This is a genomic window from Caulobacter sp. 05L422 (genome assembly GCF_056397765.1).
Map to the genome: position 1 here is coordinate 103,722 of NZ_JBFTOB010000012.1, position 22,331 is coordinate 126,052.

The window sequence follows — 22,331 nt, forward strand, 5'->3', positions numbered from 1 at the left end:
TCCGCATGACCCCGCCGGCGACGGCGGAAGCGTTGGAAGCGCCTGAAGCGGCCCATGCCATGAGCGTCGTCGTCGACAGCTGCGGCTTCCTCCTGGTCCGCCTCCACGATGAAGCCGGCAAGATTTACGCGCAGGCGTCGATCCCCCCGGCGACGGTGCCTAGCTTGGTCGATCAGGTGGCGATTTGCGCGAACGCCAGCGCGGCCCTGCAGGCCAGCGCCTGCGGGGCGGTGCACTGATGTCTGCCGCCGTCGCCTTGGCCGTGTCGCCTCCGCATCAGGCCGTTCGCCTCGAGATCGGTGCGGGCCCGGGCGGAGCGACCACGATGATCGACCTGGAGAAGCTGCTGGCCGGCCGGCTGCTGATCCAGGGCTCCTCGGGCGCGGGCAAGAGCCGCACGCTTCGTCGCCTGGTCGAGGAGGCGTTTGAATACGTCACCGTCATCCTGGTCGACCCTGAAGGTGAATTCGGCAATCTCGCCACGCACATCGGTGCGACGACTCTGATCGCTACAGATCTCGCAGCCGAAGGTCTGACGGCGGCGGCGGTGCGGGCGCGCAAGCATCGCCTCCCCCTGCACCTGGACCTCTCCGGCCTGCCACCGGACGAGCGGATCATCAAGGCTGCGGCCTTCTTCGCCGGGCTAGTGGGCTGTCCGCGCGAGGACTGGAGCAATACGGTCCTGGTCGCGGTCGACGAAGCCCATCTGTTGGCTCCGCACATGGCCGCCTCGGCCCGTGATCGCGAAACCCGCCAGTTGGGTGTCGCGGCCATGGTCGACCTATGCTCCTTGGGCCGAAAGCGCGGCATCGTCTCGGTGATCGCCACCCAACGCCTGGCCAAGATGTCGCCGTCGGTGACCTCCGAGCTTCACAATTCCATGATCGGCCTGACGGTGTTCGATCGCGATCTGGCGCGAGCGGCCGACCGACTGGGATTCGCCTCGGACCAGGCCGCGCGCCTGCGCCAACTAGACCCTGGCGAATTCTACTGCATCGGCCCGGCGCTTTGCGTGCGTCCCCTGATGACCAAGGTTCTGCCGCCGATCACCGAACACCTCGGCGCGACGCCCGAACTGGTCGGCCCGGCATTCGCGTCGCCACAGGAGTCGGCCGACCTGCTGCAACTAGACGCCCTTCGGGAGACCGGCGCGGCCAGGTCCAGCGCGGCCGGTCACCGTGGCGGCCGCGCGCTGGAAGCATTCCTGATGGACCCGATCGCCGGGCCAAGCGTCCGGATCGTCGAGGCGTTGCGCGCCATCTCCCCCAACGCCACCACGGCAGTCAACCTAGGCCAGCACCTCTCCCTGGAGGGCGACCAAGTCGACCGCGCTCTGGATCTCCTCGGAAGTCTTGGAGCGGTGGACACCATGCCACGTGGGGAACAGCGCATAGCGCGACTGTCGGCGAAGCTGCGTCAGCGTGCTTCGGACGTTCAGATCGTGGGGCTTGCGTGATGGCCGTCGCGTTCGATCTGGCCGCCGACGTCGTCGAGCTGGCCCCCTATGTGCCGCCGTCGGTGCCAGCCGCGCCGTTGCGTGAAGTCGCCTTTCGGCACAATGCGTGGCTGGCCGACGAGATAGCGCTGCTGCGGTCCATGTTCGATGAGGACCGCTCGATCGAGGAGATAGCCGCCGCCCTGGGGCGAGGCCGCGCCGGCGTCTCCACCAAGTTCTATGAGCTGGGGTTGCGCCGCAACTCGTCGCGCCCGTGGACTGAGCTTGACGACGCGGAACTGATCAAGCGCTACGGCATGGAGTCTTCCTCCCAGATCGCCCAGGATCTCGGCCGAAGCAGCGGCGCGGTCTATTTCCGCGCCTTCAGGCTCGGCCTGAGCGAAGCGGCGTCGCCGCCATACACGGAGTGGGAACTCGCCCAGGTCCGCGCGGGCTACAGCGCAGGGGTGCCAGTCTTCCAGGTGGCACAGCTGATCGGCCGAACGCTTTCTTCGGTCAACTCGATGGCCTGCCACCTGAAGATCCCACATGCGAGCGCGCCCGACTTCTGGTCGCTCGAGGAGACGAGCCGGGCGCTTAGCCTGGCGAGCGAAGGGCACCGTTACCTCGCGATCATCGAGATGCTGGTTGAGGAAGGCTTCCCCCGGCGCAGCAAGGCCGGTCTCGGGCCGAAGCTCAAGGCCATGGGATACGGTCGGGGTTGGGGGCGTAGCTGGACATCCGAAGAGGATGATCTGCTCAGGGCGGCTTACGCCAATGGGGCCAGCCTGACGCCGCTCACGGACCGCCTCGGCCGCGGGATCTACTCCATCCGATGGAGAGCTGGTGAGCTCGGCTTGCGGGGAACACATGTCAGCAAAGCGGGCTGGCGCACCGAGCCGGTGTGGACGGAAGCTGAAAGGGGAATCGTGCGGGCCAACTACGGCAAGATCCCGAACAAGGACCTGGCCAAACGCCTCAATCGCTCGCTCAGGGCGGTCTACACGCTCGCGCACCACCTGGGTCTAGAGTTCGGCAACAGGCAGCCCTACTCCGCCGACGAGGACCTGGCGCTTCGCATCGCCTGGAAGCATGACCTAACGATCAGCCAGACCGCAGCGGCCATAGGTCGTGCAGACGCCGCCGTCTTCAAGCGAATGCAGAAGCTTGGATTGTCCTGGTCGTCGCCGGCGCGTCCTCGTCTCCCCGTGGCGTTCGAGGGCAAGCCGACGCTGCAGCAGATCCTGACGTTGGATCGCACCGACCTCCCCCCGGTCAATGACCTCACCCCCAAGCGCCGACGCGGCCGACCGAAAACCGCGCGTGCGCCGGCGCAGCCGCTAGGAGCCCAATCGTGAGCTGCATTTCCCGAACCCGCGGCCATCCGCTCACCGCCAATCAGCGGGCCCAGCTGTTGGGCCTGCTGCGCGCCGGCGCTGTCTCGCGCGAGACCGGCAAGCCGATCGCCGATGTCCCGATGATCCAGTTCACCGGTGAAACGGACGGGATGTGGCCGGGCAACCCCCTGGTGATCGGCGCGCTGCGCGATCGCGGCCTGGCGGATAGTCGGTCAGTCCGTGGGCAGGGCAGGTCCTGGACGGAGTACTGGCTGCTCGACGCCGGCGCCGCTGTCGCGCGTGACATCGAGAGCGCCCTTCGACCGGAGGGTGCGAATGCCTGAGGTCCGCAGCGCAACGGCGCCGGTCATCGACCCGCGCCGCATCCCGATCTGGGTGATCTACGACCACCCCACCGACTTTCCGGACCACTTCGTCGCGCGCATGCACCACAGCCTCCCCTGGCCCGAGCCTACCGAACTGGTGATGGTCAGCCCGAACCTTGAGGCGCTGCGTCTCTACTACGCCGGTTGCGGTTTCACGCTGCTACCGCGCGAGGAGTGCGACGACCCGGTCATCGTCGAGAGCTGGCTGTCATGAGCGGCCAGGTCAGGCACATGGACGTCGCCTTTCGCGATGGTCGCCACGTCCTGCTGGTCCCGCGCGACCGGGCCGACTGGTCCGGCTACCGGCTCTGGGCCGGCGGCCTGATCTCGTCCTGGTCGGCCGACGACCGTTGGTGGGTCTGTAAGACGCCCGACGCGATGAACGGCGGGTCCGGCGAGCACGCCGACAGCTTCTATTTCATCGGCTGGATGCCCCTGCCCGACGAGAAAATCCCCGATCTCGATAGCCTGGAGGCGCTGCCATGACCGTGACCCGCTCCGTCCACGAGCTGAAGTGCTGGCCAGACTACTTCGCCGCCATTCGCCGTGGCGAGAAACCGTTCGACATGCGGATCAATGATCGTGACTTCGCGGTCGGCGACACGGTGATCCAGCAGGAGTTCGATCCCGAGCGCGGCGTCTACACCGGCGAGACCGAAACCCGGCTGATCACCTACATGCTCAGCGAGGAGAAGTTCGGCGTCATCCACGGCTTCGTAGTCCTCGGCTTTGGTGCGGCCAGGCCCGCCGAACGGTCGGCCGACGTCGGCAGTCTCACGCGCGACCAGCTGGCCGACTGGCACGCCCTGCAGAGCGACAACGCCGCCACCCGGGCCAAGGCGGCCCGCGCCATGGGCGACAAGCTGCAGGTGGCCGACGCCGGCCGCGCCCCCATGCTCGTCGCCGCCGATCGCCAGCACGCCGTCGCCGCCCTGGGCGAGCAGGACGCGATCTTTCACGACGCCGCCGCGCGCATCGTCCGCGACGACCACGGCATCTGCCTGGCGTCGCTCCGGGCCTTCCTGGCCACCGACGCCGCTCAGACCGTTCTGGGCCTGCCCAACTTCCGCACGGGCCCGATCGCCCACGTGATGCGCGCCGGCGGCGCCCAGATCCGCGCCAAGTGCGAGGCCGAGCAGGCCTGGGTGATCCAGTGGCTCCTCGAGCTGGTGCTCGAGCACGGCGACGAGTGGGGCGAGGTCGGCCAGGAGCAGATGGCGGCCGCGCGCGAGCGAGCGGCCACGCCGCCGGCGGAGTCGCCTTCCCAGGATGCTCCGCCTGCGACGGAGGCGGTGTCGTGACGACCCAGGCCCTCGCACCCTCCGCCAATCCCGATGAGCTTCTGGCGATCGCGATGTCCTACGTCGCGACCCTCGAGGGCACGCTACGCGAATGGGCTTGCCCAAGCTGCGGCGGCAAGCGGACCTACCTCAATCGCTCCAAGACCGGATCGGAGGTCGTACCGTGCAAGGTCTGCGACCAAAGCGGCCTTCATCCTCTCGCCCGCGCTGCTCTGCAGCTGTGTCGTCCCGACCAGCCCCGCAACGACGATGTCGCCAAGGACCGGGTCGCCCTGGTCGAGCGCCTGATCGCCGAAGAGACCGACGGCTTCGCGCCGGAAGCTGCCGACGCCTTCGCGCGCGGCGTCATCGCCGCATTCGGTCACGGCCAGGCCGTAGCCTGGAACCGGGCGGCCCAGCGCCGAACCTGCAGGGTCTGCGGATGCTGGGAGCTCGAGGCCTGCGGCAGCGGATGCTGGTGGGTCGACGACGACCTGTGCTCGAGCTGCGAAACCGACGGCGAGGAACCGGCCTGATGCCTTGCACCGTCGTCGACTTCGGCAATGGGACGCGCGGCTTCGCCTGCACCTCGGGCGCGCGCTCGCGCCGGTGCGCATGCGGATCCGGCCAGCGGGCCACGCGTCAGTGCGACTGGAAGGTCCCGATCCGTCACAGCGGCACCTGCGACGCCTGGATCTGCGACGCCTGCACCCACGTGCCCGCCCCCGACAAGGACCTGTGTCCGACCCACGCCACCGAATGGACGGCCATGTGCGCCGCGAAGACCAAGCGCGAAAAGGCCGCCGATGCTTGAGCACCCCATTCCCGACGTGGCGCTCGACGCCGACATCGCGACCTTGGCCAAGAAGGGCGCCGGCAAGACCTACCTGAACAAGGGCTTGGTTGAGCGCCTGCTCGACATGAAGCGACGGGTGGTCGTGATGGACCCGCTGTCGATCTGGTGGGGCTTGAAGGCCCTGGCGGATGGATCGCCCGGCTATCCGGTAGTCGTGGTCGGTGGCCCGCATGCCGACGTGCCGCTCGACCCGACAATGGGCATTGAGCTCGCGACCTACGTGGCCGGCGCCGACGTGCGCATGGTGATCGACGTCTCGGAGCTTCGCGCCGGCGCGCTGATCACGTTCTCCACCGCCTTCTTGGGCGAGCTCTATCGCCTCAACCGCGACCCGCTGTGGCTGGTCCTGGAAGAGGCCGACGTGTTCGCGCCTCAGAATCCGCAGGCCAACGAGACCTTCATGCTCCACGAGGTGGACATGATCGCGCGCCGAGGTCGCCAGCGGGGCTTCCGGCTGTGGACGATCTGCCAGCGGCCGCAGGAGATCAACAAGAAGACCCTGTCGCAGACCACGACGATGGTCCTGATGCGGCTGATGTCGCCCCAGGACCGCGAGGCGGCGAAGAAGTGGCTTCTCGCCCACGGCACGAAGGATCAAGCCGACCAGATCCTCACCACCCTGCCGAGCCTGAAGGTCGGCGAGGGCTATGTCCTGGCCCCAGAGCTCGGGATCTTGGAGCGGGTGAGCTTCCCGGCGATCCGTACGCTCGACAACAGTGCGACGCCCAAGGCTGGCGAGACGCGCGTCGGCGTGAAAGCGCTGGCCAGAGTGGACGTCGCGGCTCTGAGACTGGCGCTGGCCAGCACCGCGCCAGCAGTGTCGTCAGATGCCGTCATCAACGTCGACATCGCCGCGCTCGAGGCGGCGGCCTTCGCTCGCGGCTTCAGCGCCGGCGAGCTGGCCGAATGGCGGCGCGCACAGGCCGTCACCAACCGCATCCTGGACCAGGCCCTGGACGACCTCCGTGAGCGGGTCGACGCGGCGTTTCAGGACCGCCCCGAGTATCCCTTCGAGACCCAGCCGACGGTGCCGGCGTCCAAGGTCGCACTCGCGCCTGCGCCCACGCCCAAGGTCAAGACGCCTGCCAAGCCCAAGGTCTCGCCGCCTAACAGGGGGGGGCCGACCGACGACCTCTCGGAAGCCGCGGCGAACATCCTCAACGCCGCGCGCATGGCCCCTCGCCTGGTCGACTGGAACGAGGCGGCGTTGCTGGCTGGAATGATCCCCAGCGGCGGCTACTTCAACGGGCTGCGGCGTGAACTTAAGGACGCCGGCTGGGGAGGCGTGCCGCCGGGCAACGATATGGCCGCCGAAGGGCCGATGATCGCCGGCGTCGACTTGCTCGAGAAGTTCAGCCGCAAGCTGACGAAAGGCGCGGCCACAAGGGTGTTCTCGACCCTCTATGTCGAAGGCCCAATGACCAAGCCCCAGATCGCCACCGTCCTCGGCATGGCCGGCCAGGGCGGCTACTGGAACGCCACCTGGAAGGCGCTGCGCGGCTCACCGTTGGTCCGGGAGCTCGGCGATCATCGCTGGGACGTCGCGCTGATCCTGCGCGAGCTGCGGGAGGCCGCCCATGGCTGAGCAGTTGATCAAGTTCGCCTGCCCGGTCTGCGCCAGGCGGATCAAGGCCCGCCGGACCTTCCGGAACCACATGCTGATCGCCCACGGCTTGATCATCGGCAACGTCGCCGCGTTCCGCACCGGCTATGCCACGCCGCCGAGGCTCGAGGTCGTCGGATCAGCGCATCGTCCCGACCTTAGCCGTTTCCGGGCCGCCCATGGCCAGGACCGCGCCGTCTTCAAGGCGGAGCCCATCGATGCCTGTTGAGATGACCTCGTCCCAGCTGCTGCGCGCGATGGCCGCCGAGTACGACGCCGGCGCGTTGGCGGCCGAGGAGCGCGCCAAGATGCACGATCGCGGCGCGGCCGTTCAGCCGAACCAACAGCGCCGGCACGAGTACGTCATGGCCGCCGGCAAGGCCCGCGACATCGTCGCCTTCAACCGCGCCCGGGCCCAGGCCCTCGAGGACGGCGCGCGCCTGCTCGAGCAAGCCGAACGGAGCGCGGCATGACGGCCGAAGAATTCTATGACGCTGAAATCGCGCCTCTCCTGCTCAGAGCCGCCCAACTGGCGCAGGAACGGGGCTTCGCTCTAGTCGCGACTGTCGAATACGACGAGGACGAGTTCGGCATCACGGCGACGCTGCCGGCGAAGCATTCGCACGCCATGGCGATCTGCGGCCTGGCGGCGAGGTGCAAGGGGAACTTCGATGCCCTTGCCTTCGGAATGGCGAAGCGAGTTCGCGAGCTGGGCTGCGGCCACGGCAGCCTGGTGCTGGCTCAGATGGGTGTTTCCGCTGAGCCCATCTCAACTGCGACAGGGACCTAGGATGGCCGTCGCCCGACCGCTCACTCCGTCCCAGCGCGCAGCCGTCCAGCTCGCCCTAAAGACCTCGGAAGGTCGGCTGATCAGGCTGCCCAGCGGGTTCTGGACCTACCCAGGCTGCGCGCTGAAGCCGCGCGGCCTGGCCGAGAGCACCCACGGCTACGACGTGCCGACCGAGTATGTAGGCGTCCGGACGCTCGAGGCGGCCGCCGACAAGGGTGCATTCGCGGCCACCAAGGGCGCCTGGCCCTCGGTGCGGGAGTACACGCTGACCCAGGTTGGACGCTTGGCGCTGCAGGCGGGGCGCGCCGGCCGATGACGAACTGGACCAACCGCGCGGTCGCCACGATCGCCAGGGTGCACGAGAGGCTCCCGCCGTCCGCGACGCTTGACGAGCGCCAGGCAGCGGTCGACGCCGCATACCCGTTCGGCGGCCGTAGCCACTGGCCCTACAAGGCGTGGCTGAAGGCGCGCAAGACCTACCTAGCCCGCTACGGGTATGGCGCTCGACCGAGTCCGCTCGAGGTGTTCATAGCGCAGGTCACGGGAGCGACCGATGTACGAGCCTGACGTTCCCCCGCTCAATCGAATGATCGAGGACCACCTGGCCGTCGGCGGCAGCGAGGCGGATCACGCCACCCTGCTCAAGCAGTGGATGATGCTGGGCGCCGAGTACTTGGCCCGGGCGGCCGGCCGGACCTATGCGCTGGATAGCCTCGAGAACCTGCGGCGCTTCATCCGCGACGCCCAGCCGTCGGATCCGTGGAAGCCGTGACCTCCTCCCTTCCCCGCGTGTTTGAGCGTCCCCGGCCCGACCAATGGGCCGACGACGAGGAGATGCTCCTGGCCGAGTATATCGCCGTGTTCTACCCCCGCGGCCCGCTGAAGGTTTCCTCGCTCCGCACCGAAATCCGCAAGGGCCGGTTGATCCCGGCCGTGTTCGCGGGAAAGTACTTCGTCACGCCCGCGACGGTTCGCGGCCTCTTCGAACGGTCAAAGCCATGCCCCGCCCCAGAAAAGGCATCCGCCTCTACCTCCGGAAGGGCCGAATCGACCGTCGCTCGGGCCGCGCCCTCCCCGACACATGGTTCATCGTCGACGGACCGCGGGAGGTGGGCACAGGCTTCACTCGGGACCGCCTTGAAGAAGCTGAAGGGGCACTCGCCGCCTACGTCGCTGAGAGGGACACGCCGACGGCCGCCACCCCGCCCGCAAGCCGAGGTGATTCCAATTCGGTCCTGATCGCCGAGGTCCTGACCTACTATGCTGAAGAGCGCGCGCCCGAGCTGGACAGCGAGGCCGACACCATCGCGGGCTACCTGGCCAAGCTGGGCGCGTGGTGGGCGCTGAAGACCATCAGCGAAGTCAAGCGGTCTAGTTGCAAGGCCTATGTGGCCTGGCGCACCGCACAGGTGAACGCCTCGTTCACCAAGAACCCGACCGACAAGACGGTCTCGGATCAGACCGCCAGGCGAGAGCTCGAGGAGCTATCCTCGGCGATCGGCTTCTGGGACGGCGAGTACAAGCTCGACAGGCGGCCATCGGTCTGGCTGCCCGACAAGCGCGAAAGCCCGCGCGACGCGCTCACCCGTTCCCAGGCCGCCCTGCTGCTGCTCGGGACGATGGGTTGGCAAAAGCAGGCGGACGGATCCTGGAAGCGCCTCCCCAAGGCGGTGCGCGCCAACCGCATGCACCTGCGCCGCCTGGTGTTGATGGGCCTCTACACCGGCACGAGGTCGAAGGTGAAGCGCCTGCTCCTTTGGGAGGAAGCCGCCCTGCAGGCCTGGGTCGATCTCGATCGAGGGATGATCTTCCGCCGCGGCAAGGCTGAGAAAGACCGGCCCAACAAGCGCCGACCCGTAGTCAATATTCCCGATCGCCTGCTGGCCCACATGCGCCGGTGGCGACGGATGGATCTGGCGACCGAGGCGCTGCGCCGTCAGGGCGACAAGAAGACCGGGCGCAAGCCCGACCCGAACTACCGCCTGGTCAGCGTGATGCACTTCGGTGGATCGCCGATCGCCGGGCCCGCGCGAACCGGGTTCGCCAGCTGCGTCGCTGACGCAGGCCTGCCGCCGGAGATCACGCCGCACTGGCTGCGCCACACCTGCGCCACCTGGTTGATGCTTGGGGGCGCGAAGCTCTGGGACGCCTCGGGCTTCACGGGCATGTCGCCCACGATGCTGGAGACCAACTACGGCCACCATCATCCGGACCACCAGAAGGAGGCCAAGGAAGCCTCGGGTGGCCGCCGACGGACGCCTGTCCTGACGGTGGTTTCCCGGGAGTAATCCCGGGAGCAGATCGCTCCCGAAATCCGCAAACCCTTATAGCGCTTGGTGGGCGGTGAGGGGATCGAACCCCCGACCCTCTCGGTGTAAACGAGACGCTCTACCGCTGAGCTAACCGCCCCCGCTCCAGTTCAAGCGTGCCAATTCAAGCAAGCCAATTCGAGGCGGACGAGGCCAAGACGGACGAGGGTGTGGGAGATACCCCGTCCGCCCGGAAAAGTCCTGCATAGAAAAGGCGGGACGCCTTCATGGCGGCCCGCCCTTCGAAATCCGTTTACTGGATCAGCCGTTCAGCGTGGTCTTCAGACCTTCGCCGACCTGGAACCGGGCGGTCTTGGACGCCGGACGGTTCACGGTCTCGCCGGTGCGCGGGTTGCGCGCGGTGCCCGCGGCGCGAGCGACGGCCTTGAAGGTGCCAAAGCCGACCAGACGTACGTCCTCGCCCGATTTCAGCGAAGTGGTCACGGCGTCGATGAAAGCCTCGAGAGCGTCCTTAGCCTGGTTCTTGTTGATGCCCGCCTTTTCGGCGATCGCCGTGACGAGTTCGGCCTTTGTGGTCATGTTCTTCTCCCAGCATGAAAGCGGCGGCGCTGGCTACAGCTCACGCCGCTTCGCTCGACCGGGAGTATGCGGGGTTCAGACGGCTCGTCAAACGAAGGCGGCGCGGAAAATCTCCGCGCCGCCCAAGTTATCGACGATAAGTTACTGCTAGTGGGTCAGAACAGCGTCGCTGTCGCCGTCTTCAACCTTCGCAGTTGCAGCAATCGGCTCATCCTCTTCACTCCACTCGACGGGCGTCAGCGGGCCCGTGAGGGCGTGCTTGAGCACTTCGTCGACCGTCGAGACGGGGATGATTTCCAGACCGTCCTTCACGCTTTGCGGGACGTCGGCCAGATCCTTCTCGTTCTCCTGAGGGATCAGAACCGTCTTCACGCCGGAGCGCAGGGCGGCCAGCAACTTCTCCTTCAGGCCGCCGATCGCGGTGACCCGGCCACGCAGGGTGATCTCGCCGGTCATGGCGATTTCCTTGCGGATCGGGATGCCGGTCAGCACCGAGACCATGGCCACGGCCATGGCGGCGCCGGCCGACGGGCCGTCCTTGGGGGTCGCGCCGTCCGGCACGTGGATGTGCACGTCGGTCTTCTCGAACACCGGCGGCTTGACGCCGAAGTGCAGGGCCCGCGAGCGGACGTAGGACTGGGCAGCCGAGATCGACTCCTTCATCACTTCCTTGAGGTTGCCGGTGACCGTCATGCGGCCCTTGCCCGGCATCTTCACGGCTTCGATGGTCAGGATGTCGCCGCCGAACTCGGTCCAGGCCAGACCGGTGACGATGCCGACCTGGTCGATCTCGTCGGTCTCGCCGTAGCGGTACTTCTGGACGCCCGCGTACTTGGCCAGGCGCTCGTCGTCGATCGTGATCGAGGCGACCTTTTCACGGGCCAGATCGCGGACGGTCTTGCGGGCCAGGGCGCCCAGTTCCCGCTCCAGCGACCGCACGCCGGCTTCCCGGGTGTAGTAGCGGATCAGGTCGCGGATCGCCTTTTCGGGCACCACGAACTCGGTCGTCTTCAGGCCGTGGTCCTTCATCAGCTTGGGCAGCACGTGGCGCTTGGCGATCTCCAGCTTCTCGTCCTCGGTGTAGCCGGGGATGCGGATGATCTCCATGCGGTCCAGCAGCGGCTGGGGCATGTTGAGGCTGTTGGCCGTGGTGACGAACATCACCTGGCTCAGGTCGTAGTCAACTTCCAGATAGTGGTCGCCGAAGGTCGAGTTCTGGGCCGGGTCCAGCACTTCCAGCAGGGCCGAGGACGGGTCGCCGCGATAGTCGCTGCCCATCTTGTCGATCTCGTCCAGCAGGACGAAGGCGTTGGTGGTCTTCGCCTTCTTCATGGTCTGGATGATCTTGCCGGGCATCGAGCCGATATAGGTCCGACGGTGACCGCGGATCTCGGCCTCGTCGCGCACGCCGCCCAGCGAGATGCGGGCGAATTCGCGACCGGTGGCCTTGGCCAGCGAGCGGCCCAGCGAGGTCTTGCCGACGCCCGGAGGACCGACGAGGCACAGGATCGGGCCCTTCAGCGAGTTGGTGCGCGCTTGGACGGCCAGGTACTCAAGGATGCGTTCCTTGACCTTCTCCAGGCCGTAGTGGTCCTCTTCGAGCACCGCTTCGGCCTCGACCATGTCGATCTTCTTGGTCTTGGCCTTGCCCCACGGGATCGACAGCATCCAGTCCAGATAGTTCCGGACCACGGTGCTCTCGGCCGACATCGGGCTCATGTTGCGCAGCTTCTTCAGTTCGCCCTCGGCCTTGGCCCGGGCTTCCTTGGAAAGCTTGGTCTTCTTGATGCGCTTTTCGAGCTCGATCAGTTCGTCGCGCTGATCGTCGGGGTCGCCCAGCTCTCGCTGGATCGCCTTCATCTGCTCGTTCAGGTAATATTCGCGCTGGGTCTTCTCCATCTGACGCTTCACGCGCGAGCGGATCTTCTTCTCGACCTGCAGGACCGAGATCTCGCCCTCCATCAGGGCGAAGACCTTCTCCAGGCGCTTCACGACGTCGAAGATTTCCAGCAGGTGCTGCTTGTCGCCGATCTTGACCGACAGGTGGGCCGAGATGCTGTCGGCCAGCTTGCCGGGCTCGGCGATCTGCGGGATCGAGGCCAGGGCCTCGGGCGGCACCTTCTTGTTCAGTTTGACGTAGTTCTCGAACTGCTCGACGACCGCGCGCGACAGCGCCTCGGCCTCGGGGCCGACGCCCTGGTCCTCGTTCACCTCGCCGACCTGGGCCTCGTAATAGGCCTCCTGGTCGGTGAAGCGCACGACGGCCGCGCGGCCCTTGCCCTCGACCAGCACCTTCACGGTGCCGTCGGGCAGCTTCAGCAGTTGCAGGACGGTGGCCAGCACGCCGACATCGTAGATGTCGGCCGGCGCCGGATCGTCGTCGGCCGAGTTCTTCTGGGTGACCAGAAGGATCTCCTTGCCGCCGCGCATCACCTCTTCGAGGGCGCGAACGGACTTGTCACGCCCGACGAACAACGGGACCACCATATGCGGGAACACAACGATATCCCGCAGGGGCAGCACAGGAAGCGTACGAATCTCAGACATGATGCTTTCTACTCCTGGCCGGCGCGTTGCACTCGCGCTCGGCCACGCGGGCCGCCGTCACTCAGACGATGCGCCTGAGTCGTGCGACCCGTCCGCTCGGGACTGAGCGGATGTTCGTTATTTATGTGGACCTTTTGCAACACGGTTCAAGCGCACTCGCCTGGTAGCGGCGACGGGTCGCGGCCGAGTGGCCAAGGTGCAATATCCATGCCCCTTGCCCGGCTCCACCATGCACGATCCTTGCTGGCGCGCGGTCGGCGACGCCTAAGTCCTGCCGCGACCGAGGTTTCCACGGGCGGCGTTCGCGCCCAGCGTCACAACAGGATCAGGGCCGGTGTGATGAAAAGGGCGCGCCCGGCCAAGCCGGACGCGCCCAATTTCACAAGCCTTGCCGAAGAGGGTTTAGGCCGAAGCGGCCCCGCCCTTCTTCTCGGCGTAGATCAACAGCGGCTGGGCCCGGCCTTCGACGACCTCGGCGTTGACCACCACTTCCTCGACGCCCTCGTAGTTGGGCAGTTCGAACATGGTCTCCAGCAGGATGCCTTCCATGATCGAGCGCAGGCCGCGCGCGCCGGTCTTGCGGGCGATGGCCTTCTTGGCGACGCCGTGCAGGGCGTCGTCGGTGAAGGTCAGGCCGATGTTCTCCATCTCGAACAGGCGCTGGTACTGCTTGACGAAGGCGTTCTTCGGCTCGGTCAGGATCTTCACCAGGGCGGCCTCGTCGAGGTCCTCCAGGGTGGCGATCACCGGCAGACGACCGATGAATTCCGGGATCAGGCCGAAGCGCTGCAGGTCGTCGGGCTCGACGCCGCGCAGGATCTCGCCCGTGCGACGCTCTTCCGGGTCCGCCACCTTGGCACCGAAGCCGATCGACTTGCCCTGGCCGCGCGCCGAGATGATGCGCTCCAGGCCCGCGAAGGCCCCGCCGCAGATGAACAGGATGTTCGTGGTGTCGACCTGCAGGAACTCCTGCTGCGGATGCTTGCGCCCGCCTTGCGGCGGCACGGAGGCGACGGTGCCTTCCATGATCTTCAGCAGGGCCTGCTGCACGCCTTCGCCCGACACGTCGCGGGTGATCGACGGATTGTCGGACTTGCGGCTGATCTTGTCGATTTCGTCGATGTAGACGATGCCGCGCTGGGCGCGCTCGACGTTGTAGTCGGCGGCTTGCAGCAGCTTGAGCACGATGTTCTCGACGTCTTCACCCACATAACCGGCTTCGGTCAGGGTGGTGGCGTCGGCCATCGTGAACGGCACGTCGATGATTCGGGCCAGCGTCTGGGCCAGCAGGGTCTTACCCGTGCCGGTCGGACCGACCAGCAGGATGTTCGACTTGGCCAGCTCGACGTCGTTGTTCTTCGAGGCGTGGTTCAGGCGCTTGTAGTGATTGTGCACCGCGACCGCGAGCACCTTCTTGGCGTGATTTTGCCCAATCACGTAATCGTCCAGGACTTCGCAGATTTCGCGCGGCGTGGGCACGCCGTCCTTGGACTTCACGAAGGCGATCTTGTGCTCTTCACGGATGATATCCATGCAGAGTTCGACGCATTCATCGCAGATGAACACCGTCGGGCCGGCGATGAGCTTGCGCACCTCATGCTGGCTCTTTCCGCAGAAAGAACAGTAGAGGGTGCTCTTGGTGTCGCCGCTCGCGGCTTTCGTCATGGTCGCTTCTCACGCTAGGGCGGTCCAGGCCGAAGCCGAAACCACCGACTCCTTAGCGCCTATCCCGCCACCGAGGCAGCAGGATATCCGCCGGGAGTTGTCTAATCCTTGACATTCCCCGATCCGGACGCACGGCACAAGCCTTGGAGCCGATTTACAGCCCCCAAGTTCGTGGATGATGCGTACGGTTTCATGGAATTCTTCTCTAAGATGGCGTTCCAGACCCTCAACGCAAGCCGATGGTCGTTCGCTCCGTCGGGCGGCCGGGCGCGGGCGCCTCGAAATCCGCGAAGAGCTTAGCGGTAAAAGCGGAATCGTGATGCAAGACGGGCTCGGTTGCGGGGCGCGCGAGCGCGGAGACGAATGGCGAAACGTTCACTGATGGCCCGTTCCTCCCTGCTGGCCAAGGGCCTGTCGGCTTCGACGCCGATGACGGGAGACCTGCACGAGGGCCCGCCCCTGGTCGCCTTCGATTTCGACGGCACCCTGACGGTTCGCGACAGCTTCACGGCCTTCCTGAAATGGCGGGTCAGCCCCGCGCGGCATTTCATGGGCATGGTGCGCCTGTTCCCCGCCGCCGTGGGCTATGTGTTCGATCGCAACCGCGGCAAGATCAAGGCGGCGGCCATCCGCGAGTTCCTGCGCGGCGTGCCCCTGGAGCAGCTGGAGCGCGAGGCCCGCGCCTTCGCCCAGTCCGAAGCCCCCAAGCTCTTCCGCCCCGACGCCCTGGCCGTCTGGCGGCGCTGGCGGGCCAAGGGCGCCAAGCTGGTGATCGTCACCGCCTCGCCCGACGTGGTGGTCGCGCCGTTCGCCCGCGGCCTGGGCGCCGACCTGTTGATCGGCTCGAAGCTGATGATCAGCGCCGACGACAAGGTGCTGGGCCCCCTGCTGGGCGCCAACTGCCGGGGCGCCGAGAAGGTGACCCGCCTGAAGGAAGTCTTCGGCGACGATTTGTCGCTGGCCGCCGCCTACGGCGACACCTCCGGCGACCGCGAGATGTTGGCCATCGCCCACGAGAAGGGCTACCGCATCTTCCGGGGCAAGCCGGGCTGATCAGGCCGATGGCTCGAGACCCGGATAGGCCTGGGTGATCGCCCGCACGGCCTGAGCCTCGCGGTCCGCCCAATCGGCCCCGGAAATCGTCACGTAGCGAACGCCGCGCTTGCGCAGTTCGGCCTCGCAGGCCTCGAAGAAGCGACGGCGGTCGGCCTCCCGCGGAAAATATCGCGAGCCGTCGTCGGCCCAAGGAACGCTCACGTCGCACAGCAGATAGAGGTCGGCATGGTCGTCGAAGGTTTCGAACCAGGGGTCCAGACCGGTTTCCAGCATCGTGGCCCAAACGGCTGACAAGACCGGATCGGTGTCCTCCATGAGAATCCGCCGGGTCTGGCGCTTGGCCGCCGCCACGGCCGCCAGGTGGCCCTGGACGATCCGCTGGATGTCGAGCGCCTGGACACTGGCGCCGAACGCCTCGGTATAGGTGCGGCCGTACTCTGGGACCACCACCGCGCCGAAGCGCTCGCCGAGCCGCCTCGCCAGGGTGCTCTTGCCGGTCGATTCCGGACCGAACAGACAGACCCGCCTGACGAAATAGGGCCGCACGGGCTGGGGCAGGAAGTCCCACTGGGCGAACGGATCGGCGCGCACCGCCGTGCCCGACACCGGTCTTGCCAGGCGGGCGCCGTCCACCGGCACGAAGCGTGCGCCAACCTCGGCGGCGAGGCGATGGCCGTAGTCTTCCGACGCGAAGACCACGTCGACCTCGCCGGCGTAGCGCCGCACCACGTCGCGCCAGATGTCCCAGAACCCCGGATGGTCGGCCGGCTCCTGCGGCAGGTCCTCCTCGCACCACAGCACCCGGCAATCCGGAAACAGCTCCTTCATCCAGGCCCAGCGCAACGCGCCCGGGATGGGATCGTCCGGCAGCGAGCAGACGAGGATGGTCAGCCGCTCGCAATAGGCGCGGGCGAAATCCGCCAGGAACACATGCCCCTGGTGCGGCGGCATGAACTTGCCCAGCAGGAAGCCCCGGGCGGGCTTGGCCAGGAAGCTCATCCGGCGCTCGCCGCGACGAGCGCCTGGCCCGATCTCGCGCGTCGCCAGGTCCAGGCGCCGTAGAAGACATTGACGAACAGCAGGCCGTAGAGCGCGGTCGTCCACCATAGCGCCTGGCCGGCATAGACGTAGATCGACAGCAGGTTGACCGCGCCCCACACCGCCCAGTGCTTGATCTGCTTCCGGTCCAGCAGGAACTGGGCCAGGACGCTGAGCGTGAAGATCGCCATGTCCAGATAGGGCGAGCTGGCGTTGGTCAGCCGCGCCAGGAGCCAGGAGATCGAGACGCTGGGGACGGCGGCCGCCAGCAGGACCAGCCCTACCCGCCCCCAGGACCAGTCGCCGATCGGCGGCTCCCGGCCGCGATCTCCCCGCGCCCAGAACCACCAGCCATAGACCTGGATGGCGGTGAAATAGATCTGCAGTCCGGCGCTGGCGTAGAGCTTGGCGCTCCAGAACACCCAGAAGAACAGCGCTGTGGCGACCAGGCCGACGGGATACAGCGCCTTCTTCAGGTGCACGGTGAGGAACACGCTCACCAAGGTCAGTATCGTCGCGCCGATCTCGAGCCAGCTCACCGGCGCCCCCGCTTCGGAAAGCCTGGAACCTACTCAAGCCAAAGCCTCGCCGCCAGCGCGTTGCGCTCGGCTAGCGCGGCTTCCGGCCGCTCTCGGCTTCGATCCGCGCCACGGTCTGGGCGTGCGACTTGCACATGTAGAAGCCCGGCTTGATCTTGCCGTAGCCCTTGGCCTTGGCGGCGTAGACCTTCCCGCCGGCTGTGGCCCGCCAGACGATCGGCTCCGACCGGCAATAGGCCTTGGCGGCCTTCAGCGTCGAAAAGGTCCGGGGCGCGAGCGTGGTCGGCAGGTTCTGGTAGGCCGACGGGTTGGCGCACACCGACGGGTCGCACTGCGCGTGAGCCGCGATGGGCGTGGACAGCGCCGCGACGAAACTGGACACGGCGATCGCCGCGCGCCGGCTGAACCTGAAGGCCATGACTTGCATCCCCTGAGCCCGCAGTTCGCACGCGATTAGGCCCGAAGACAAACCAAAGTTATCCGAAACGAAAAAGCCGCCGACCTCGCGGCCGACGGCTTTTCCAGGGTCTCAAGAAGAGTAAGGCGTTTAGGCCTTCTCGTCCGAAGCGTCGTCGCGGCTTTCGTTGATGTGGTCGATCAGACCCCAGGCCTTGGCTTCCTCGGCGCTCATGAAGTGGTCGCGGTCGAGGGTCTTTTCGACTTCCTCATAGGTGCGGCCGGTGTGCTTGACGTAGATTTCGTTCAGGCGGCGCTTGGTCTTGATGATGTCCTCGGCGTGGCGCTCGATGTCCGAGGCCTGGCCGCGGAAGCCGCCCGACGGCTGGTGGACCATGATGCGGGCGTTCGGCAGCGCGATGCGCTGACCGGGGGCGCCGGCTTGCAACAGCAGCGAGCCCATCGAGGCCGCCATGCCCATGCACACCGTCGAGACCGGGCTCTTGATGTATTGCATGGTGTCGTAGATCGCCAGGCCGGCCGTCACCACGCCGCCCGGCGAGTTGATGTACATGGCGATTTCCTTCTTGGGGTTCTCGGACTCCAGGAAGAGCAGCTGGGCGCAGATCAGGCTGGCCATCCCGTCTTCGACGGGACCGGTCAGGAAGATGATCCGCTCTTTCAACAGACGGGAGAAGATGTCGAACGCCCGCTCGCCGCGGCTGGTCTGTTCGACCACCATCGGCACGAGGTTCATCGCCGTCGCCATCGGATCATACATAGGGATCGCCCTTTTCATTGTGTCTGGGCGGCGCGAGCGAATCAGCCCCCGCGCGCCGTCGCCAACGCATATCGCGTGGCGCTTAACAGGTTGCAAGGAGCCGGGCCGAAGCGCGAGCCATGAAAAAGGGCGCGACCCTCGCGGACCGCGCCCTGATTTTGTTCGAGGAAGCCGGCCTTAGCCGCCGTAGCCTTCCGGAAGATCGTCTTCTTCCATCAGCTCTTCCTTGGAGACTTCCTTTTCCTCGATCTTGGCCTTGCCGAAGATCAGGTCGACGACCTTGTCTTCGTAGATCGGGGCGCGCAGGGCGGCCTGCAGGTCGGCGCGCTGGCGGTACATGTCGAACACCTGCTGGGCTTGCGCGCCGTACTGGCGGGCTTCGCGCATCATGGCGTCGGCCAGTTCCTGCTCGGTCACGGCCACGTCGTTCTTGCGGCCGATCTCGGCGAGCACCAGACCCAGGCGCACGCGGCGCTCGGCGATCTTCTTGTACTCGTCCTTCAGTTGGTCTTCGCTCTTGCCTTCGTCCTCGGGCGGCAGGCCGCCTTGGGTCTTGTCGGCCTGGACCTGTTGCCAGATGCCGGCGAACTCGGCGTCGACCATGCGCGGCGGCAGGGCGAAGTCGTGCTTGCTGTCCAGGATGTCCAGCAGGGCGCGCTTCAGCTTGAAGCGCGACGAGTTGCTGTAGCGGCCTTCCAGGTTCGACTTCAGCAGGTCCTTCAGGGCGGCCAGGTCGGTCAGACCCAGGCGCTTGGCCAGCTCGTCATCGGGCTCGGCGTCGACCGGGGCGCGCACTTCCTTGACGGTGGTGGCGAACTCGGCGTCCTTGCCGGCCAGGTTGGCGGCTTGGTAGTCGGCGGGGAACGCGACCTTCACGGTCACTTCGTCGCCCGGCTTGGCGCCGACCAGCTGGGCTTCGAAGCCCGGGATGAACTGGCCCGAACCCAGGGTCAGCTCGGCGTCGCTGGCGGTGCCGCCGTCGAAGGCCACGCCGTCGATGGTGCCGACGAAGTCGATCAGGAGTTGGTCGCCGTCCTTGGCCTTCAGGGACTTGCCCGTGCGCGGCTCATAGGTGCGGGCCTGCTTGGCCAGGTCGGCCAGGGCCTCGCCGACTTCGGCGTCCGAGACCTTGTAGACCGGCTTGATCAGCTCGATCGACGCGGGGTCGATCGGCTCGAAGTCAGGCATCACTTCCACGGCCAGTTCGAAGGCAAGGTCCTCGCCGCCGGCGAGCACCTTGTCCATGTCGGACGACGGCTTCAGGTCCGGCTGGCCGGCGGGGCGCAGCTTGTTGTCTTCCAGCACCTTCTGGGCGCCTTCGTTCAGCGTCGCCTCGATGACTTCGCCCATCAGGGCCTTGCCGTAGAGGCGGCGAACGTGCGCGGTCGGCACCTTGCCAGGGCGGAAGCCCTTGACGTTCATCTGGGGCGCGACCTCGGCGATCCGGGCTTCGAGACGCGTGGCGAGTTCACTCGCGGGCACCGTCACGCCATAAACGCGGCTGAGGCCTTCGCCCGACTTTTCAACGATCTGCATCGACATTCTTAGCTTCTCGGCTCTTCGGGCGTTCGCGCCCGTCGTCCGCCCCAGGGGTCAAAACATCAAAGCCGCCCACGTCACCGGGGCGGCGAAAGAGCGCCCTTATGTCACGCGTTTGGCGACCGTCCAAGGGCATTGGCGCCCTCATGGGACGAAAGTCCCAATGAAGACGTGCGCCCCGCCGGGCGAGAGCCCGGCGAAGTGGTGCGGATGAGAGGACTCGAACCTCCACGCCTCTCGGCGCTAGAACCTAAATCTAGTGCGTCTACCAGTTTCGCCACATCCGCATGATGCGCCGGAGCGGGTTAGACATGCCTGGCCGGCTTGGCAAGCCGCCCGGCGATCGAGGCGCTTTTCTCGACCGTTCGGCGCTCTGGCTCGCGGCATGCGATTTTCTTTCAACCCCAGGGAACAACTTCCCGCGCGGCCGGTTATGCAGATGTCCGAGGCTGTTCAACAACGCCCCGGATTTACGCCGGCCCGGGCCATGCCCCCCCGACTGACGCCCGGGCCGGTGTTCCCCTTCCGACATTCGACGTGGAACGATCTGGTCTCGGACGGGTTTGCGCCTGGGTCCCCGCAGTGAGCTTGCGCCATGGAAACCATTGAAGTCGTCGAGGGCGAGAAGGGCTGGACGGTCAAGCACCGCGCCCGGATCCTGTTCATCGACACCGTCGAGGAACGAACGTTCCAGACGGCGCTGGCCATCAGCCACACCCTGTTCGACGAAGGCGTCCGAACCCAGGTCGTCCTGATCCGCAACGACAACTAGACGCGCGGTCGCGCCCGCCACAACGCCCCCAGCACCGTCGGCGCCAGGTCCGGCAGATCCTCGGCGATCAGGCCCGGTCCATGGGCCGCCCCCGCTTCGGCGTGGATCCAGGCCGCCGCGCACGCCGCCTCGAAACTTTCCATGCCCTGGGCGATCAGGCCGGCGATGAAGCCGGTCAGCACGTCGCCGGACCCGGCCGTCGCCAGCCAGGGCGCGCCGTTCAGGCTGACCGCGGCCCGTCCGTCGGGCGAAGCGACCACCGTGTCCGAACCCTTCAGCAGCACCACCGCCCCCGCCCGTCGCGCGGCTTCCCGCGCCGCCGTGATCCGTTCGGGCGAAGCGGTCAGCAGGCCGGGGAAGATCCGCTCGAACTCACCGGGATGCGGGGTCAGCACGTCGTCGCGATCCAGTGCCGAGAACAGCGCGCCTGGGTCCTCGGCGAAACTGGTCAGGGCGTCGGCGTCGACCACCAGGGCCGCGCCGTTGCGGGCCAGGGCGAAGACATGACGCATAGTCGCCTCCCCCACCCCCGCCGCCGGTCCGATCACCACCGCGTCCGCGTTCGCCGCGCGGGTCTGCAGGTCGTACTCGCTCTCGAACGGCGCCAGCATCACCGCCTCCAGGTGGGCGGCGTTGACGGCCAGGGCGTTGGGCGGCGAGAGCACCGTCACCACGCCCGCGCCGATCCGCAAGGCTCCCCGCGCCGCCAGCCGGACCGCCCCGGTGTTCCAGGCTTCGCCGCTGACCGCCATCATCCGCCCCCGGGCGTGCTTGTGGGCGTCGACCGCCGGCCAGGGGAACCGCTGGGCCCACAGGCCGGGATCGTTCTCGAACAGGCGCCCCTGCCCCGTCTCCTGCAGGCCGATGTCGGCGACCACCACCTCGCCGCAGGCCGCACGCCCCTGGGCCAGCACGTGGGCGGGCTTGCGGCGATGGAAGGTGACCGTCAGCTCGGCCTTCAGGGCCCGCTCGCCGAGCGGCCGTCCGGTGTCGCCGACAATCCCGCTGGGCACGTCAACGGCGACGATCCGCGCCGCGCCCGGCATGACCCGCGCCAGGCGATCGGCCTCGCCTTCCAAGGGTCGCGACAGGCCCGCGCCGAACAGGCAGTCGATATAGAGCGACGCCGAGCCGGGCTGTGAAACCAGCGGTCCGGTCTCGCCCCTCCAGCGCCCGGCCGCCCACTGCGCCGCCGGGCTGGCGGGCGGTCCCAGCGCCTCGACCCGCACCGGCCAGCCGCGACGCTTCAAATGCCGGGCGATCACATAGCCGTCGCCGCCGTTGTCGCCCGGACCGCACCAGACCACCGTGGGGCAGCGCGCATAGCGTTCGCGGATGACCTCGGCCACGGCCTGGCCGGCTCGTTCCATCAGGACGATCGTCGGCGTTCCCGCCTCGGCGGCCGCGCGGTCCGCCGCGGTCATCTCGGCGACGGTCATGATCTCGCGCGGCACGGCGGCTC

Annotated in this window: 27 protein-coding genes and 2 tRNA genes; 18 read left to right on the forward strand and 11 right to left on the reverse strand. The window is 67.3% G+C overall.

All coding sequences use genetic code 11. The features are described from left to right. Positions 1-5: 5 nt before the first annotated feature. The 16 genes from AC1DMQ_RS13135 (at position 6) to AC1DMQ_RS13210 (ending at position 9,975) form a co-directional block, all read left to right on the forward strand. On the forward strand, positions 6-239 hold the full coding sequence (locus AC1DMQ_RS13135; RefSeq protein ID WP_477034005.1) for a hypothetical protein: 234 nt from the start codon (positions 6-8) through the stop codon (positions 237-239). Beyond that, complete coding sequence (locus tag AC1DMQ_RS13140; RefSeq protein WP_477034006.1) at positions 239-1,456, forward strand: helicase HerA domain-containing protein; 1,218 nt, start codon at positions 239-241, stop codon at positions 1,454-1,456. Before AC1DMQ_RS13135 ends, AC1DMQ_RS13140 begins: the two co-directional genes overlap by 1 nt. Continuing rightward, positions 1,456-2,793 (forward strand): hypothetical protein, encoded by a 1,338-nt coding sequence (locus AC1DMQ_RS13145; protein ID WP_477034007.1) that lies wholly within the window; start codon positions 1,456-1,458, stop codon positions 2,791-2,793. Before AC1DMQ_RS13140 ends, AC1DMQ_RS13145 begins: the two co-directional genes overlap by 1 nt. Next, positions 2,790-3,116 carry a hypothetical protein gene (locus AC1DMQ_RS13150; RefSeq protein ID WP_477034008.1) on the forward strand — a complete coding sequence of 109 codons (327 nt, stop codon included), beginning with the start codon at positions 2,790-2,792 and terminating at the stop codon, positions 3,114-3,116. Before AC1DMQ_RS13145 ends, AC1DMQ_RS13150 begins: the two co-directional genes overlap by 4 nt. Continuing rightward, complete coding sequence (locus AC1DMQ_RS13155; RefSeq protein WP_477034009.1) at positions 3,109-3,372, forward strand: hypothetical protein; 264 nt, start codon at positions 3,109-3,111, stop codon at positions 3,370-3,372. Before AC1DMQ_RS13150 ends, AC1DMQ_RS13155 begins: the two co-directional genes overlap by 8 nt. Continuing rightward, the gene (locus AC1DMQ_RS13160; RefSeq protein WP_477034010.1) at positions 3,369-3,644 is read left to right on the forward strand and encodes a hypothetical protein; all 276 of its coding nucleotides are present in this window, start codon (positions 3,369-3,371) and stop codon (positions 3,642-3,644) included. The genes AC1DMQ_RS13155 and AC1DMQ_RS13160 overlap by 4 nt, the downstream gene beginning before the upstream one ends. Further along, positions 3,641-4,459, forward strand: coding sequence for an ASCH/PUA domain-containing protein (locus AC1DMQ_RS13165; RefSeq protein WP_477034011.1), 819 nt, complete (start codon positions 3,641-3,643; stop codon positions 4,457-4,459). Before AC1DMQ_RS13160 ends, AC1DMQ_RS13165 begins: the two co-directional genes overlap by 4 nt. Further along, complete coding sequence (locus AC1DMQ_RS13170) at positions 4,456-4,974, forward strand: hypothetical protein (protein ID WP_477034012.1); 519 nt, start codon at positions 4,456-4,458, stop codon at positions 4,972-4,974. Before AC1DMQ_RS13165 ends, AC1DMQ_RS13170 begins: the two co-directional genes overlap by 4 nt. Further along, positions 4,974-5,252: a hypothetical protein gene (locus AC1DMQ_RS13175; RefSeq protein WP_477034013.1), complete on the forward strand. Its 279-nt coding sequence runs from the start codon at positions 4,974-4,976 to the stop codon at positions 5,250-5,252. Before AC1DMQ_RS13170 ends, AC1DMQ_RS13175 begins: the two co-directional genes overlap by 1 nt. Before the next feature lie 16 nt (positions 5,253-5,268). Next, entirely contained in the window at positions 5,269-6,879 is a 1,611-nt protein-coding gene (locus AC1DMQ_RS13180; protein ID WP_477034014.1) for an ATP-binding protein, read from the forward strand. Beyond that, positions 6,872-7,126, forward strand: a complete 255-nt coding sequence (locus tag AC1DMQ_RS13185; RefSeq protein ID WP_477034015.1) for a hypothetical protein — start codon at positions 6,872-6,874, stop codon at positions 7,124-7,126. Before AC1DMQ_RS13180 ends, AC1DMQ_RS13185 begins: the two co-directional genes overlap by 8 nt. Then, complete coding sequence (locus AC1DMQ_RS13190; protein ID WP_477034016.1) at positions 7,116-7,370, forward strand: hypothetical protein; 255 nt, start codon at positions 7,116-7,118, stop codon at positions 7,368-7,370. Before AC1DMQ_RS13185 ends, AC1DMQ_RS13190 begins: the two co-directional genes overlap by 11 nt. Then, positions 7,367-7,687 carry a hypothetical protein gene (locus AC1DMQ_RS13195; RefSeq protein WP_477034017.1) on the forward strand — a complete coding sequence of 107 codons (321 nt, stop codon included), beginning with the start codon at positions 7,367-7,369 and terminating at the stop codon, positions 7,685-7,687. Before AC1DMQ_RS13190 ends, AC1DMQ_RS13195 begins: the two co-directional genes overlap by 4 nt. Before the next feature lies 1 nt (position 7,688). After that, on the forward strand, positions 7,689-8,003 hold the full coding sequence (locus AC1DMQ_RS13200; RefSeq protein WP_477034018.1) for a hypothetical protein: 315 nt from the start codon (positions 7,689-7,691) through the stop codon (positions 8,001-8,003). 237 nt (positions 8,004-8,240) lie between these two features. Further along, positions 8,241-8,459, forward strand: coding sequence for a hypothetical protein (locus tag AC1DMQ_RS13205; protein WP_477034019.1), 219 nt, complete (start codon positions 8,241-8,243; stop codon positions 8,457-8,459). Positions 8,460-8,685: 226 nt separating this feature from the next. Then, positions 8,686-9,975, forward strand: a complete 1,290-nt coding sequence (locus AC1DMQ_RS13210) for a tyrosine-type recombinase/integrase (RefSeq protein ID WP_477034020.1) — start codon at positions 8,686-8,688, stop codon at positions 9,973-9,975. 46 nt (positions 9,976-10,021) lie between these two features. Here AC1DMQ_RS13210 and AC1DMQ_RS13215 read toward each other — a convergent pair. The 4 genes from AC1DMQ_RS13215 to clpX form a co-directional block, all read right to left on the reverse strand. Continuing rightward, positions 10,022-10,096 (reverse strand) — tRNA-Val (locus AC1DMQ_RS13215). A gap of 161 nt (positions 10,097-10,257) precedes the next feature. Then, complete coding sequence (locus tag AC1DMQ_RS13220) at positions 10,258-10,536, reverse strand: HU family DNA-binding protein (RefSeq protein ID WP_007676465.1); 279 nt, start codon at positions 10,534-10,536, stop codon at positions 10,258-10,260. A 147-nt stretch (positions 10,537-10,683) separates the two neighbouring features. After that, on the reverse strand, positions 10,684-13,083 hold the full coding sequence (gene lon, locus AC1DMQ_RS13225; protein WP_477034021.1) for an endopeptidase La: 2,400 nt from the start codon (positions 13,081-13,083) through the stop codon (positions 10,684-10,686). A gap of 402 nt (positions 13,084-13,485) precedes the next feature. Then, complete coding sequence (clpX, locus tag AC1DMQ_RS13230) at positions 13,486-14,748, reverse strand: ATP-dependent Clp protease ATP-binding subunit ClpX (protein WP_056750002.1); 1,263 nt, start codon at positions 14,746-14,748, stop codon at positions 13,486-13,488. Positions 14,749-15,129: 381 nt separating this feature from the next. Between clpX and AC1DMQ_RS13235 the strand changes: the two genes are divergently transcribed. Then, complete coding sequence (locus AC1DMQ_RS13235; protein WP_477034022.1) at positions 15,130-15,801, forward strand: HAD-IB family hydrolase; 672 nt, start codon at positions 15,130-15,132, stop codon at positions 15,799-15,801. Here the strand turns inward: AC1DMQ_RS13235 and AC1DMQ_RS13240 are convergent, their stop codons facing one another. The 6 genes from AC1DMQ_RS13240 to AC1DMQ_RS13265 form a co-directional block, all read right to left on the reverse strand. Beyond that, positions 15,802-16,803: an AAA family ATPase gene (locus AC1DMQ_RS13240; RefSeq protein WP_477034023.1), complete on the reverse strand. Its 1,002-nt coding sequence runs from the start codon at positions 16,801-16,803 to the stop codon at positions 15,802-15,804. Then, positions 16,800-17,381, reverse strand: a complete 582-nt coding sequence (gene pnuC / locus AC1DMQ_RS13245) for a nicotinamide riboside transporter PnuC (protein ID WP_477034024.1) — start codon at positions 17,379-17,381, stop codon at positions 16,800-16,802. The genes AC1DMQ_RS13240 and pnuC overlap by 4 nt, the downstream gene beginning before the upstream one ends. 70 nt (positions 17,382-17,451) lie before the next feature. After that, the gene (locus AC1DMQ_RS13250; RefSeq protein ID WP_477034025.1) at positions 17,452-17,799 is read right to left on the reverse strand and encodes a hypothetical protein; all 348 of its coding nucleotides are present in this window, start codon (positions 17,797-17,799) and stop codon (positions 17,452-17,454) included. Between the two features lie 129 nt (positions 17,800-17,928). Continuing rightward, positions 17,929-18,558, reverse strand: coding sequence for an ATP-dependent Clp protease proteolytic subunit (locus tag AC1DMQ_RS13255; RefSeq protein WP_477034026.1), 630 nt, complete (start codon positions 18,556-18,558; stop codon positions 17,929-17,931). 177 nt (positions 18,559-18,735) lie between these two features. Further along, entirely contained in the window at positions 18,736-20,094 is a 1,359-nt protein-coding gene (gene tig, locus AC1DMQ_RS13260) for a trigger factor (RefSeq protein ID WP_477034027.1), read from the reverse strand. Between the two features lie 205 nt (positions 20,095-20,299). Further along, positions 20,300-20,384, reverse strand: a tRNA-Leu gene (locus AC1DMQ_RS13265). 308 nt (positions 20,385-20,692) lie between these two features. On the opposite strand from AC1DMQ_RS13265, the gene AC1DMQ_RS13270 reads away from it, so the two are divergent. Next, positions 20,693-20,869, forward strand: coding sequence for a hypothetical protein (locus tag AC1DMQ_RS13270; protein WP_477034028.1), 177 nt, complete (start codon positions 20,693-20,695; stop codon positions 20,867-20,869). On the opposite strand, the gene AC1DMQ_RS13275 is transcribed toward AC1DMQ_RS13270, so the two are convergent. Then, complete coding sequence (locus AC1DMQ_RS13275; protein ID WP_477034029.1) at positions 20,866-22,323, reverse strand: NAD(P)H-hydrate dehydratase; 1,458 nt, start codon at positions 22,321-22,323, stop codon at positions 20,866-20,868. The two genes, AC1DMQ_RS13270 and AC1DMQ_RS13275, sit on opposite strands and share 4 nt — an antisense overlap. Positions 22,324-22,331: the final 8 nt, after the last annotated feature.

Coding starts and splice junctions, on each gene's coding strand:
- AC1DMQ_RS13135 (WP_477034005.1), top strand. CDS start 6: ATGACCCCGCCGGCGACGGCGGAAGCGTTGGAAGCGCCTGAAGCGGCC.
- AC1DMQ_RS13140 (WP_477034006.1), top strand. CDS start 239: ATGTCTGCCGCCGTCGCCTTGGCCGTGTCGCCTCCGCATCAGGCCGTT.
- AC1DMQ_RS13145 (WP_477034007.1), top strand. CDS start 1,456: ATGGCCGTCGCGTTCGATCTGGCCGCCGACGTCGTCGAGCTGGCCCCC.
- AC1DMQ_RS13155 (WP_477034009.1), top strand. CDS start 3,109: ATGCCTGAGGTCCGCAGCGCAACGGCGCCGGTCATCGACCCGCGCCGC.
- AC1DMQ_RS13160 (WP_477034010.1), top strand. CDS start 3,369: ATGAGCGGCCAGGTCAGGCACATGGACGTCGCCTTTCGCGATGGTCGC.
- AC1DMQ_RS13165 (WP_477034011.1), top strand. CDS start 3,641: ATGACCGTGACCCGCTCCGTCCACGAGCTGAAGTGCTGGCCAGACTAC.
- AC1DMQ_RS13175 (WP_477034013.1), top strand. CDS start 4,974: ATGCCTTGCACCGTCGTCGACTTCGGCAATGGGACGCGCGGCTTCGCC.
- AC1DMQ_RS13185 (WP_477034015.1), top strand. CDS start 6,872: ATGGCTGAGCAGTTGATCAAGTTCGCCTGCCCGGTCTGCGCCAGGCGG.
- AC1DMQ_RS13190 (WP_477034016.1), top strand. CDS start 7,116: ATGCCTGTTGAGATGACCTCGTCCCAGCTGCTGCGCGCGATGGCCGCC.
- AC1DMQ_RS13195 (WP_477034017.1), top strand. CDS start 7,367: ATGACGGCCGAAGAATTCTATGACGCTGAAATCGCGCCTCTCCTGCTC.
- AC1DMQ_RS13200 (WP_477034018.1), top strand. CDS start 7,689: ATGGCCGTCGCCCGACCGCTCACTCCGTCCCAGCGCGCAGCCGTCCAG.
- AC1DMQ_RS13205 (WP_477034019.1), top strand. CDS start 8,241: ATGTACGAGCCTGACGTTCCCCCGCTCAATCGAATGATCGAGGACCAC.
- AC1DMQ_RS13210 (WP_477034020.1), top strand. CDS start 8,686: ATGCCCCGCCCCAGAAAAGGCATCCGCCTCTACCTCCGGAAGGGCCGA.
- AC1DMQ_RS13220 (WP_007676465.1), bottom strand. CDS start 10,536: ATGACCACAAAGGCCGAACTCGTCACGGCGATCGCCGAAAAGGCGGGC.
- lon (WP_477034021.1), bottom strand. CDS start 13,083: ATGTCTGAGATTCGTACGCTTCCTGTGCTGCCCCTGCGGGATATCGTT.
- clpX (WP_056750002.1), bottom strand. CDS start 14,748: ATGACGAAAGCCGCGAGCGGCGACACCAAGAGCACCCTCTACTGTTCT.
- AC1DMQ_RS13235 (WP_477034022.1), top strand. CDS start 15,130: ATGGCCCGTTCCTCCCTGCTGGCCAAGGGCCTGTCGGCTTCGACGCCG.
- AC1DMQ_RS13240 (WP_477034023.1), bottom strand. CDS start 16,803: ATGAGCTTCCTGGCCAAGCCCGCCCGGGGCTTCCTGCTGGGCAAGTTC.
- AC1DMQ_RS13250 (WP_477034025.1), bottom strand. CDS start 17,799: ATGGCCTTCAGGTTCAGCCGGCGCGCGGCGATCGCCGTGTCCAGTTTC.
- AC1DMQ_RS13255 (WP_477034026.1), bottom strand. CDS start 18,558: ATGTATGATCCGATGGCGACGGCGATGAACCTCGTGCCGATGGTGGTC.
- tig (WP_477034027.1), bottom strand. CDS start 20,094: ATGCAGATCGTTGAAAAGTCGGGCGAAGGCCTCAGCCGCGTTTATGGC.
- AC1DMQ_RS13270 (WP_477034028.1), top strand. CDS start 20,693: ATGGAAACCATTGAAGTCGTCGAGGGCGAGAAGGGCTGGACGGTCAAG.